The organism is Streptomyces sp. SP18CS02 (assembly GCF_036322365.1).
GTDB lineage: Bacteria > Actinomycetota > Actinomycetes > Streptomycetales > Streptomycetaceae > Streptomyces.
Genome location: NZ_JAQYXC010000281.1, coordinates 348037 through 360432, shown reverse-complemented (window position 1 = coordinate 360432; position 12396 = coordinate 348037). Strand labels below are relative to the sequence as shown.

Below are 12396 nucleotides of genomic sequence, written 5' to 3'. Positions count from 1 at the left end.
TCCACGCACCTGTTGGGAGTCCTCCACACCATGACCGCTGTCGACGCACGTCTCCACCCGACGACGGAGCTCGTCTTCCCCGCGGGTTTCCGCTGGGGCACGGCCACGGCCGCGTACCAGATCGAGGGCGCCGCCCGGGAGGACGGCCGTACGCCGTCCATCTGGGACACGTTCAGCCGCGTTCCGGGCAAGGTCCGCAACGGCGACACGGGCGACATCGCGGCGGACCACTACCACCGCATGCGCGACGACGTCGCCCTGATGAAGGACCTCGGGGTGACGGACTACCGGTTCTCGGTCTCCTGGCCGCGGGTCCAGCCGACCGGCCGCGGCCCGGCCGTGCAGAAGGGCCTGGACTTCTACCGGCGGCTGGTGGACGAGCTGCTCGGCGCGGGGATCCGCCCGGTCGCCACGCTGTACCACTGGGACCTGCCGCAGGAGCTGGAGGACGCGGGCGGCTGGCCGCACCGGGAGACCGCCGAACGGTTCGCCGAGTACGCCGGGATCATGGCCGGCGCGCTGGGCGACCGGGTCGCCACCTGGACCACGCTGAACGAGCCGTGGTGCGCCGCGTTCCTGGGGTACGCCTCCGGGGTCCACGCCCCGGGCCGTACGGAGCCGGCCGCCGCGCTGCGGGCGGCCCACCACTTCAACCTGGCGCACGGGCGCGCCGCCCAGGTGCTGCGCGCGGCGCTGGGGAACTCGGCGGAGATCTCGCTGACCCTGAACCTCCACGCCGTCAGGGCGTTCACGGAGTCGGAGGCGGACCGTGACGCGGCCCGCCGGGTGGACGCGCTGGGCAACCGGATCTTCCTGGACCCGGTGTTCCACGGCCGGCTGCCGCGGGACCTGGTGGAGGACACGGCCGCGCTGACCGACTGGTCGTTCGTCCGGGACGGGGACCTGGAGACCGCCGCCACGCCGATCGACTCGCTCGGGATCAACTACTACTCGCCGACGGTCGTCGCGGCCGGTACGTCGCAGACGCCGTCGCCCTGGCCGGGGACCGAACGCCACGTACGGTTCCTTCCGGCGCCGGGCCCCCGCACCGCCATGGACTGGCCGGTGGACGCCGACGGCCTGTACGAGCTGTTGACCCGGCTGCGGGACGAGCTGCCCAAGGTGCCGCTGGTGATCACCGAGAACGGTGCGGCGTACGACGACTACGCCGATCCGTCGGGCGCCGTCCACGACCCGGAGCGGGTGGCCTACCTGCACGCGCATCTGGCCGCCGTGCACCGCGCGATCACCGACGGCGCGGATGTGCGCGGCTACTTCCTGTGGTCGCTGCTGGACAACTTCGAGTGGGCGTACGGGTACGGCAAGCGGTTCGGGATCGTCCACGTGGACTTCGCGAGCCAGCGCCGTACCCCCAAGGACAGCGCCCGCTGGTACGCGGACGTCATCGCGAGGGGCGGTCCGACCCGCTGAGCCGGTGCCGCCTGCGCGCCTCCCGGGCCAGCGGGAGATAGCGCAGGCGCTCGGGGAGTACGGGCACCACCGCCCGTACGACCCGGCCGAAACGGCGCAGGGCGCGCTCCTGCGCGTCGCTCCACTCCAGGCCGATCGCCTCTCGCGCGTCCGGCGGCATCAGTCCGACGGTGACGAAGGCGCGGAAGCGCGCGAACGGCGGAAGGATCACCGGCCACAGTGCCCTCAGGAGCAGCCGCAGCACCAGCGGCCCCCGGTCGGGCGGGGGCACCGCGCCGTCGGTCGCCACGAGCTCCCGCACGACGGCGGTGGCCTCGATCTCCTCGGCGAGCACCTTGCGGTAGTACGGCCAGAACTCCTCGATGGTCGGGGGCATGTCCCGGTCGTGGATGCCGAGGACGCGCCCGACCTGGAGCCACTCGGCGTACAGCTTCCGTTCCTGGGCCTCGGTCATGGGCCGTACGAGATAGCGCGCGGCGTGCTGGTAGACGGGGAAGCCGGTGGCGTGGACCCAGGCGTAGTTCGCCGGGGTCAGGGCGTGGTAGCCGCGGCCGCGGGTGTCGGTGCCCTGGATGGTCCTGTGGAGCCTCCTGAGCCGGCGGCCCTCCTCCGCGGCGGCCTCGCCCCCGTAGACCCAGAGCTGGAGCGAGCGCAGGGACCGCTCGCCGCGGCCCCACGGGTCGGTGCGGAAGACGGAGTGCTCGTCGACACCCGCGCCGACGGCCGGGTGGGCCACCTGGAGGGTGAGCGCGGCGGGCAGCATGAGCAGCCCCCGGATGTCACCCGTGAGGCTCCACAGGACGCCGCCGGGCGGGGGCGGTGCGGGGTGGGCGGCTGCCTTGTCCATGAGCGTGCTCCGTGTCCGTTCCGGAGTTCCAGTATGCGATCACCCCCGGGCGGGCCGGGAGGGCTGCCCGGGGACGGCGGCCCGGGAGAGTTCGGGTGATGGTGGGCGGTGCGCAAGATTCCCTGCACCCGGTGGCTACCGGAAGGTAACCGTGGCTGATTTGATGTGCCGCGCCAGGTCCAACCCCCCACCAGCATCAGGAGTTTCCTTGCCGCACTCCGTGCTCCGCCGTGTCCCGGGCGCTGCCCTGTCCGCCGTGCTCGCCGCTGTCACGCTGGCCGTGACGGCACCATCGGCCTCCGCCGCCCCGGCCGCCGCTCAGGTCCCGGTCGCCTCCGCCTCCGCCACTCCACGGCTGAAGGTGCTCACGTACAACACGTTCCTTTTCAGCAAGTCCCTCTACCCCAACTGGGGCCAGGACCACCGGGCGCGGGCGATCCCCGCGGCGCCCTTCTACCAGGGCCATGACGTCGTGGTGCTCCAGGAGGCGTTCGACAACGCGTCCTCCGACGCGCTCATGCGCGATTCCGCCGCCCAGTACCCGTACCGGACGCCCGTGATGGGGCGGAGCAAGGACGGCTGGGACGCCACCGGCGGCGCGTACTCGGCCACCACCCCGGAGGACGGTGGCGTCACGGTCCTGAGCAAGTGGCCCATCGTCCGCAAGGAGCAGTACGTCTACAAGGACGCCTGCGGGGCCGACCGGTACTCGAACAAGGGCTTCGTCTACGCCGTGCTGGACGTGAACGGCAGCAGGGTCCATGTGGTCGGCACGCACGCCCAGTCCACCGACCCGGGCTGCTCGGCGGGTGAGGCGGCGCAGACGCGCGGACGCCAGTTCAGGGCGCTGGACGCCTTCCTGGACGCCAGGAACATCCCGGCGTCCGAGCAGGTGCTGGTGGCCGGGGACCTCAACGTCGACTCGCACACCGGCGAGTACGCCACGATGCTCTCGGACGCCGGCCTGGTCGGTGCGGACGCGCGCACCGGGCACCCGTACTCCTTCGACACCGAGCAGAACTCGATCGCCTCCGAACGCTACCCCGACGACCCGCGCGAGGACCTCGACCACGTCCTGCACCGCGCGGGGCACGCCCGGCCGGCGGGCTGGTCCAACGAGGTGGTCAAGGAGCAGAGCGCTCCGTGGACCGTCTCCAGCTGGGGCACGCGGTACACCTACACCAACCTTTCGGACCACTACCCGGTCATCGCCTCCGGTCAGTAGTCGCAACCCCGTCGCACCTGGTCGGAGGGTGCTTCTGGTCAGTGGCCGCAAGGGTTCCGAGCTGTCATGGTGGTGTCCATGACCGGTCGTGGACACCACCATGAGTACGACGACGGACGCCGTCGCGGGCACCGCCACGGACACCATCACCACCATCACGGTGAGCGGATCGACGCCGCGCTGGAGACGTCGGCCGCGGGGTTGCGCACCCTGTGGTTCTCGTTCGCGGTCCTCGCCGCGACGACCGTCGCCCAGTCGGTCATCGCCTTCCTGTCGGGCTCGGTCGCCCTGCTCGGCGACACCGTGCACAACGCGACCGACGCCCTGACCGCGCTGCCGCTCGCCCTCGCCTTCGTGCTCGGACGACGGGCGGCCACCCGGCGCTACACGTACGGCTTCGGGCGCGCCGAGGATCTGGCGGGCGTGTGCGTGGTGCTGGTGATCGCCGCGTCGGCCGCCTTCGCCGGGTACGAGGCGGTGCGGCGGCTGCTGGATCCGCAGGACGTGAGCCATCTGCCGGCCGTCGCCGCGGCCGGTCTGGTGGGGTTCGCGGGCAACGAGTGGGTGGCCAGGGCGCGGATCGGGACCGGGCGCCGCATCGGTTCCGCCGCCCTGGTCGCCGACGGTCTGCACGCCCGCACGGACGGGTTCACCTCACTCGCGGTACTCCTGGGTGCGGGCGGCTCGGCCCTGGGATGGCGGTGGGCCGACCCGTTGATCGGCCTGGCCATCACGGCCGCGATCCTGCTGGTGCTGCGGGGCGCGGCACGGGAGGTGTGGCACCGGTTGATGGACGCCGTCGATCCGGCGCTGGTGGACGGCGCCGAGGAGACGCTCGCCCGGGTCGAGGGCGTAAGGGCGGTGGGGAGCGTACGGATGCGGTGGCTGGGCCACGCCCTGCGGGCCGAGACCTCCGTCGTCGTCGACCCGGCCCTGACGGTGGTCCAGGCGCACGCGGTGGCGGTCGCGGCGGAGCACGCCCTGCTGCACGAGGTGCCGCGGCTGACGTCGGTGACCGTGCACATCGACCACGGGTACACGGGCGGCTCCGACCCGCACCAGGAGCTCGCCCACCACTTCCCCGCCGCGGCTCAGGGCTCGTGGACGTAAGGGGTGGTCGTGGTGAGCCGGGCGAAGCCCAGGCGTCGCAGGACGGGGCCGCTCATGGCGGAGGCGTCGACCTGGAGGTGGCGGTAGCCCCGGGCGGCCGCGATGCGCGCCCGGTGGGCGAGGAGCGAGCGGTAGAGGCCCCTGCCCCGCCAGTCCTCCACGGTGCCGCCGCCCCACAGTCCGGCGAACCGGGTGCCGGGCGGCATCTCCAGCCGGGCCGAACCGACCGGCCGGTCACCGGCCATGGCGACGACGGCGGCGACCGTGTCGGGGTGGGCCGCGAGCCGGTCGAGCAACTGCCGTTCGATGTGCGTGCCGTCCGTGCCGAACGCCTGGTCGTGGACGGCCGCCACGAGCGCCGCGCCCGCCGCGTCGGTGACCGGGCGCAGCTCGATGCCCTCGGGCGGCGCAGCGGGCAGGGCCGCGATGTCGTCGGCGCCGGCGACCATCAGGGACTCCTCCGGCTCCGGCCGGAACCCGGCCGCGCGCAGCCGTCCGGCGAGGTCCCCGGGCCGGTCGTGCGCGTACAACTTCCATTCGAAGGCCAGCCCCAGCGAGGTGAAGTGCCGCACCTGCCGGTCGATCGCCGCGTCGGCGCGGGCGGGGTCGAGGTCCGACCAGAGGATCCCGTTCCACCCGTGGGCCGGGCCGGTCTGGCGCACGACGTCGCCGTCCCGCTCGATCCGCATGCCGGGACCGTCGGGGCGGGCGTCCCGCCGTCCCTCCCGGTCGAAGAGCGCCAGCAGCGCGTCGTGCTCCATGGCGCCAGCCCACCACCCCGGTCCGGCGGACGGCAACAGGGTTTCGCGGCGGAGGGGGCCTCCCGCGTGTCCGTACGCGGCGTGCCGAAGGCCGTGCGCGCCTGACGGGGCGAGCCGGGACCGAGCGGCAGGGTCATCGTGCGGGACGGGGCGGGGCCGGCCCACGCGCCGTGCCACCCGTCCCCCGGTCGTCGCCGGGCACTTTCACATCACTGGTGAGACAGCAATACTGTTCTGCCGAAGCAGCGCACCACCGGAAGTGAGGCCCCACGGATGGCGACCGACACCGAGGAGCAGCCGACGCTCACCGTCGACGAGCTGGCCGCCCGGGCCGGGGTGACCGTGCGTACGATCCGCTTCTACGGCACTCGCGGTCTGCTGCCGCCGCCGGTGATCGGGCCCCGCCGGGTCGGCCACTACGGCCCCGAGCACCTGTCCCGGCTCGCGCTCATCGAGGAGCTGCAGCATCAGGGGATGACGCTCGCCGCGATCGAACGCTATCTGGAGCAGCTGCCGCCGGACCTGAGCCCCCACGACCTCGCCATCCACCGGGCCCTGGTGGCGACCTGGGCGCCGGACGCAGCGGAGGAGGCGACCCGCGCCGAGCTGGAGCGGCGCGCCGGGCGGCCCCTGACGGACGAGGACCTCGACCTGCTCGCCGCGATGGACGTCCTGGTGCGCGTCGGGGGCGGGCCCGGGGGCCCGGAGACGTTCCAGGTGGACCCGGGTCTCCTGCGGCTGGGGGTGCAGCTGCTGGACGTGCCCATCGCACACGGGACGATCCTGGCGGCCCGCACGGTGCTGATGGACCACACCCGGTCGGCGGCGCAGGCGCTGACCCGGCTGTTCCGGGACGAGGTGTGGAGCCCGTACCGGGAGCGCGAGTCGGACCCCGAGCACGTGGCGGCGATGAAGTCGCTGTCGGCGCACATGCAGCCGCTGGTGGTCCAGGCCCTGGTGACGGCGTTCCAGCGGTCGCTGCGGGAGGAGCTGCGCGCCGCGTTCCGCGCGCAGTAGCCGTTCGCTCGGCGGGGCGGCTCCCGCCGCACCGCGTGTCGCGCCGCATCGGCCGCCGCTGACGGTGACCGGGACCGGGCCGGAGACCACCCGCCGCCACGACCGGCGGCGGGCCCGGGCCGCACCGGGGCGGCCGTCCGTGCCCGTGGACGGCCGCCCCGGTGCCACCGGGCTCAGTCGGTGAAGACCTCGCCCCGCTCGGCCTTCTCCACCAGCAGCGCGGGCGGCAGGAACCGCTCCCCGTACCGCTCGGCGAGCTCGCGCGAACGGGCCACGAAGCCCGCCGGCCCGCCCTCGTAGCCGTTGATGTACTGCAGCGCGCCGCCCGTCCAGGCCGGGAAGCCGATGCCCATGATGGAGCCGATGTTGGCGTCGGCCACCGACGTCAGGACGCCTTCCTCCAGGCAGCGGACGGTGTCCAGGGCCTCCGAGAAGAGCATCCGCTCCTTCATGTCCTCGAAGGGCACGGTGACCTCGGGCTTGGTGAAGTGTTCCCGCAGGCCCGGCCAGAGACCGGCCCGCCTGCCGTCCTCGTCGTACTCGTAGAAGCCGGCGCCGCCGCCGCGGCCCGGGCGGCCGAACTCGTCGACCATCCGGTCGATCACCTCGTCCGCCGGGTGGCCGGGCCAGGTGCCGCCCGCCTCCTCCACCGCGCGCCTGGTCTCGTCGCGGATCCTGCGCGGGAGGGTGAGCGTCAGCTCGTCCATGAGCGACAGGACCTTCGCCGGATAACCGGCCTGTCCGGCCGCCTGCTCGACCGACGCGGGCTCCAGGCCCTCGCCGACCATCGCCACGCCTTCGTTGATGAACCGGCCGATGACCCGGGACGTGAAGAACCCGCGCGAGTCGTTGACCACGATCGGGGTCTTGTTGATCTGGCGTACGAGGTCGAAGGCGCGCGCCAGTGCCTCGTCCCCGGTCCGCTCACCCTTGATGATCTCCACGAGCGGCATCTTGTCGACCGGCGAGAAGAAGTGCAGCCCGATGAAGTCGGCGGGCCGTGCGACGCCCTCCGCCAGCACGGTGATCGGCAGCGTGGAGGTGTTGGAGCAGAGCAGCGCGTCCGGCTCGACGACGTCCTGGATCTCCTGGAACACCTTGTGCTTGAGCGCCGTGTCCTCGAACACCGCCTCGATGACGGCGTCACAGCCGGCGAGGTCCGCCGGGTCCGCCGTCGGGGTGATCCGGGCCAGCAGCTCGTCGCGCCGCGCCTCGGTGGTGCGGCCCCGGGACAGCGCCTTCGCCAGGAGCTTCTCCGCGTACCCCTTGCCCTTGTCGGCCGCCTCCGGCGTCACGTCCTTCAGGACGACCTCGATGCCTGCCTTGGCGCAGGAGTACGCGATGCCCGCGCCCATCATCCCGGCGCCGAGCACGGCGACCTTGCGGACCGGGCGGGGCTCGATGCCCTGGGGCCGGTTGGCGCCGGAGTTGACCGCCTGGAGGTCGAAGAAGAACGCCTGGATCATGTTCTTGGCGGTCTGGCCGGTGACCAGCTCGGTGAAGTACCGGGCCTCGATGGTCTGGGCGGTCTCGAAGTCGACCTGGGAGCCCTCGACGGCCGCCGCGAGGATGTTGCGCGGGGCCGGGTACGGGGCGCCGCCCACCTGCTTCTTGAGGTTGGCGGGGAAGGCCGGCAGGTTGGCGGCGAACCGGGGACTGGCCGGCGTCCCGCCCGGGATCCGGTAGCCCTTGACGTCCCAGGGCTGCTGCGACTCGGGGTGGGCGTCGATGAAGGCCCGCGCCGCGGCGAACATCTCGTCGGGGGTCTCGGCGACCTCGTGGACCAGCCCGTTGTCGAGGGCGCGGCGCGGCGGGTACTGGGTGCCCTGGAGGAGCACCTTCAGCAGCGCGTCCGCGATGCCCATCAGCCGCACCGTGCGGGTGACGCCGCCGCCCGCCGGGAGCAGACCGAGGGTGACCTCGGGCAGGCCGATCTTCGAGCCGGGGGCGTCCAGGGCGATCCGGTGGTGGCAGGCGAGGGCGATCTCGTAACCGCCGCCGAGCGCCGCGCCGTTGATGGCGGCGACGACCGGCTTGCCGAGGGTCTCGATGCGGCGCAGGGCGCGCTTGATCGCCATGCCGGTGTCGAAGACCTGCCGCGCCTGCTCCGGGCCGACCTTGATCATGTCCTTGAGGTCGCCGCCGGCGAAGAACGTCTTCTTGGCGGAGGTGACGATGATGCCGCGGATGGAGTCCTTCTCGGCCTCCGCCCGCTCGGCGACCGCCGCGATGGAGTCCTTGAACGCCTGGTTCATGGTGTTGGCGGACTGGTCGGGGTCGTCCAGGACGAGCGTGACGACACCGGTCTCGTCCTGTTCCCAGCGGATGGTGGAACTCGTCGGCATGTCTGTCATTGCTGCTTCTCCGTAACTGGGGTGGACGGGACGGTCAGAGACGCTCGACGATCGTGGCGATGCCCATGCCGCCGCCGACGCAGAGCGTGGCGAGGCCGTACCGCTTGTCCTGGCGCTCCAGCTCGTCGATGAGGGTGCCGAGGATCATCGCGCCGGTGGCTCCGAGCGGGTGTCCCATGGCGATCGCGCCGCCGTTGACGTTGACCTTGTCCAGGGAGAGCCCCATGTCCTTGGCGAAGCGCAGGACGACACCGGCGAACGCCTCGTTGATCTCGACCAGGTCGATGTCGTCGATGGTGAGTCCGGCCTTGGCGAGGGCCTTGCGGGAGGCGGGCGCGGGACCGGTCAGCATGATGGTCGGCTCGGAGCCGGAGACGGCCGCGGAGACGATCCGGGCGCGGGGCGTCAGCCCGTACCGCTCGCCGACCTCCTTCGAGCCGATGGCGACGAGGGAGGCGCCGTCGACGATGCCGGAGGAGTTGCCGGCGTGGTGGACGTGGTCGATCCGCTCCACCCAGTGGTACTTCTGCAGGGCCACGGCGTCGAAGCCGCCCATGTCCCCGATGCCGGCGAACGACGGCTTGAGACCGGCGAGCGAGTCGGCGGTGGTGCCGGGCCGCATGTGCTCGTCGTGGTCGAGGACGACCAGGCCGTTGCGGTCCTTGACGGGGACGACGGAACGGTCGAAGCGGCCGTCCTTCCAGGCCGCCGCGGCCCGCTCCTGGGACAGCGCGGCGTACTCGTCCACGTCGCGCCGGGAGTAGCCCTCCAGGGTGGCGATGAGGTCGGCGCCGATGCCCTGGGGGACGAAGCCGGTGTCGTAGTTGGTCATCGGGTCGGCGAACCAGGCGCCACCGTCCGAGGCCATGGGCACGCGCGACATCGACTCGACGCCGCCCGCCAGGACCAGGTCCTCCCAGCCGGAGCGGACCTTCATCGCCGCCATGTTGACGGCCTCCAGGCCGGAGGCGCAGAAGCGGTTCTCCTGTACGCCGGCGACGGTGTCGGGCAGCCCGGCGGCGATGGCCGCGATGCGCGCGATGTCGGAACCCTGGTCGCCGACGGGCCCGACGACGCCCAGCACGATGTCGTCGATCGCGGCCGGGTCGAGGCCGGGGAAGCGGCCGCGGATCTCGTGGATGAGGCCGACCACCAGGTCGATCGGCTTGGTCCCGTGCAGGGCTCCGTTGGCCTTGCCGCGCCCGCGCGGGGTGCGGATCGCGTCGTATACGTACGCTTCGGTGCTCACTGGTGAAGAGCCTTTCTTTGCGGCCGGGGGTCGGGGTCCGGGGCTCCCTCCGAGGGCGCCCCTGGGGACGCACGGGACGTCCCGGAACGGGGTGGGCGTGGTCAGCCGAGCAGCGAGCGGCCGATGATCTCCTTCATGATCTCGGTCGTCCCGCCGTAGATCGTCTGGATCCGGCCGTCGGTGAATGCTCTGGCGACCGGGAATTCGGCCATGTAGCCGTACCCCCCGTGCAGTTGGAGGCAGCGGTCGGCCACCCGCTTCTGGAGCTCGGTGGCCCACCACTTGGCCATCGACGCGTGGACCGCGTCCAGTTGCCCGTTCGAGTGATCGACGATGCAGCGGTCGAGGAACGTGCGGGTGACGGCGCACTCGGTGGCCATCTCCGCGATCTCGAAGCGGATGTGCTGGAGCTTGGCCAGCGGCCGTCCGAACGCCTCGCGTTCCTTGACGTACGCGGTGGTGATCTCCAGCAGGTGCTCGGCGGCGGCGATTCCCGCGACCGCTATGTTCAGCCGTTCCTGCGCCAGGTTGGTCATCAGATGGATGAACGCCCCGTCGAGCTCGCCGAGGAGGTTCTCCTTGGGGACGCGTACGTCGTGGAAGAAAAGCTCGGCGGTGTCCTGGGACTTCTGGCCGATCTTGTCGAGGTTGCGGCCCCGCTCGAAGCCCTCCATGCCCCGCTCGACGACCAGCAGCGACAGACCGTGCGCCCCGCCCTCGGGGCTGGTCTTGGCGACGACGATCACCAGGTCGGCGAGGATGCCGTTGGAGATGAAGGTCTTGGAACCGTTGAGCAGCCAGTGGTCGCCGCGGTCCTCCGCCGTGGTGCGGATGCCCTGGAGATCGGACCCGGCGCCCGGCTCGGTCATGGCGATGGCGGTGATGATCTCGCCGCTGCAGAAGCCGGGCAGCCAGCGCCGCTTCTGCTCGTCCGTGGCGAGGGAGGTGAGATAGGGGCCGATGATGTCGTTGTGCAGCCCGAGGGCCAGTCCCGGGGTTCCGGCGCGGGTGAACTCCTCGGCCAGCACGGCGCTGTAGCGGAAGTCGGTGTCACCGCCGCCCCCGTACTCCTCGGGGACGGCGAGACCCAGCAGCCCCTGCCGTCCGGCCGCGAGCCACGCCTCGCGCGAGACGATGCCGTCCTTCTCCCACTGCTCGTAGTGCGGCAGTACTTCCTTGGCCAGGAAGGTACGGACGGTCTCGCGGAACGCGTCGTGCTCGGCGCTGAAGATCTGACGCTTCAACTCGGCCTCCTGTCGGGCTGCTGGATGATGCTCGGTACGTCCCAGTCGCGGGCGACCCCCTCGGTGTCGGCCCCCGGCCGGGCGGGCGGCCGGCGCACGGAGCCGGGGGTGACCGAGAAGCGCGGCGCGGGCGCGGGCTGGGTGATCCCGCCGTGGTCGACGAAGGTCCCCCGGGCCGCCAGGTGCGGGTGCGCGGGCGCCTCGCGCAGGGAGAGGACCGGGGCGACGCACGCGTCGGACCCCTCGAAGACGGCCGTCCACTCGGCTCGGGTCCTGGTCCGGAACCTTTCGGCGACGATCTCGCGCAGCTCGCCCCAGCGGTCGAAGTCCTTACGGGACGGAGCGTACTCGTCGATGCCCAGCAGCTGGGTGAACCGGTCGTAGAACCGCTGTTCCAGCGCGCCCACCGCCATGTACCGGCCGTCGGCGGTCTCGTAGGTGCCGTAGAAGGGGCAGCCCCCGTCGAGGAGGTTGGCGCCGCGCCGGTCCTGCCAGCCGCCGGCCGCCATCATGCCGTGGATCATGGTGGCCAGATGCGCCGTCCCGTCGGTGATCGCCGCGTCGACGACCTGGCCCGCGCCGCCCTCGCTCTGGGCGTGCCGGAGCGCGGCGAGGATGCCGATCACCAGGTAGAGGGAGCCTCCCGCGTAGTCCCCGACCAGGTTGGCGGGCACGGTCGGCGGTTCGTCCGCCTTTCCGATCATGGACAGCGTGCCGGTGATCGCGATGTACGCGATGTCGTGCCCGGCCCGCTGGGCGAGCGGCCCTTCCTGGCCCCAGCCGGTCATCCGCCCGTACACCAGCCGGGGATTGCGGGCGAGGCATGGGCCGGGGCCGACGCCGAGCCGTTCGGCGACCCCGGGCCGGTACCCCTCGATGAGGATGTCGGCCCGGTCCACGAGGTCGAGTACCTGCCCGGGGCCGTCATCGGCCTTGAGGTCGATGAGCACGGAGCGCTTGTTGCGGTTGGTGAGGTCGTAGGCCGGATCGATCGCCAGCCCCGCGCCGCCGGGCCGGTCGACCCGCACGACATCGGCACCCAGGTCGGCCAGGAGCATGGCGGCGAACGGACCGGGGCCGATGCCCGCCAGTTCGACCACCCGCACCCCGGTGAGCGGGCCGTTCCCTGTCGCTGCCATCGGACCCCCAGCACTGTGA

10 protein-coding genes are annotated in these 12396 nt (G+C 72.4%); 4 read left to right on the top strand and 6 right to left on the bottom strand.

The window, feature by feature from the left end; all coding sequences use genetic code 11:
- Positions 1-30 precede the first annotated feature (30 nt).
- Positions 31-1431, top strand: coding sequence for a GH1 family beta-glucosidase (locus PUR26_RS16685; RefSeq protein WP_329873163.1), 1401 nt, complete (start codon positions 31-33; stop codon positions 1429-1431).
- Here the strand turns inward: PUR26_RS16685 and PUR26_RS16680 are convergent.
- Positions 1403-2278 carry an oxygenase MpaB family protein gene (locus tag PUR26_RS16680; RefSeq protein ID WP_329873162.1) on the bottom strand — a complete coding sequence of 292 codons (876 nt, stop codon included), beginning with the start codon at positions 2276-2278 and terminating at the stop codon, positions 1403-1405. The two genes, PUR26_RS16685 and PUR26_RS16680, sit on opposite strands and share 29 nt — an antisense overlap.
- 208 nt (positions 2279-2486) lie before the next feature.
- Here PUR26_RS16680 and sph point away from each other — a divergent pair, with 208 nt between their 5' ends.
- Both sph and PUR26_RS16670 read left to right on the top strand, forming a co-directional pair.
- Positions 2487-3503, top strand: a complete 1017-nt coding sequence (sph, locus tag PUR26_RS16675; protein ID WP_329873161.1) for a sphingomyelin phosphodiesterase — start codon at positions 2487-2489, stop codon at positions 3501-3503.
- Between the two features lie 78 nt (positions 3504-3581).
- Positions 3582-4613 (top strand): cation diffusion facilitator family transporter, encoded by a 1032-nt coding sequence (locus PUR26_RS16670; RefSeq protein WP_329873160.1) that lies wholly within the window; start codon positions 3582-3584, stop codon positions 4611-4613.
- Here PUR26_RS16670 and PUR26_RS16665 read toward each other — a convergent pair.
- Positions 4595-5374 carry a GNAT family N-acetyltransferase gene (locus PUR26_RS16665; RefSeq protein WP_329873159.1) on the bottom strand — a complete coding sequence of 260 codons (780 nt, stop codon included), beginning with the start codon at positions 5372-5374 and terminating at the stop codon, positions 4595-4597. The genes PUR26_RS16670 and PUR26_RS16665 overlap by 19 nt on opposite strands.
- Positions 5375-5647: 273 nt before the next feature.
- On the opposite strand from PUR26_RS16665, the gene PUR26_RS16660 reads away from it, so the two are divergent.
- Positions 5648-6391, top strand: coding sequence for a MerR family transcriptional regulator (locus PUR26_RS16660; protein WP_329873158.1), 744 nt, complete (start codon positions 5648-5650; stop codon positions 6389-6391).
- 173 nt (positions 6392-6564) lie between these two features.
- On the opposite strand, the gene PUR26_RS16655 is transcribed toward PUR26_RS16660, so the two are convergent.
- From PUR26_RS16655 to PUR26_RS16640, 4 genes are all read right to left on the bottom strand, one after another.
- Entirely contained in the window at positions 6565-8736 is a 2172-nt protein-coding gene (locus PUR26_RS16655) for a 3-hydroxyacyl-CoA dehydrogenase NAD-binding domain-containing protein (protein ID WP_329873231.1), read from the bottom strand.
- 43 nt (positions 8737-8779) lie between these two features.
- A complete protein-coding gene (locus PUR26_RS16650; RefSeq protein WP_329873157.1) occupies positions 8780-9994 on the bottom strand; it encodes an acetyl-CoA C-acetyltransferase in 1215 nt (404 codons plus the stop codon).
- Positions 9995-10095: 101 nt separating this feature from the next.
- Positions 10096-11238, bottom strand: coding sequence for an acyl-CoA dehydrogenase family protein (locus tag PUR26_RS16645; protein WP_329873156.1), 1143 nt, complete (start codon positions 11236-11238; stop codon positions 10096-10098).
- Positions 11235-12377, bottom strand: coding sequence for a CaiB/BaiF CoA transferase family protein (locus PUR26_RS16640; RefSeq protein WP_329873155.1), 1143 nt, complete (start codon positions 12375-12377; stop codon positions 11235-11237). Before PUR26_RS16640 ends, PUR26_RS16645 begins: the two co-directional genes overlap by 4 nt.
- Positions 12378-12396: the final 19 nt, after the last annotated feature.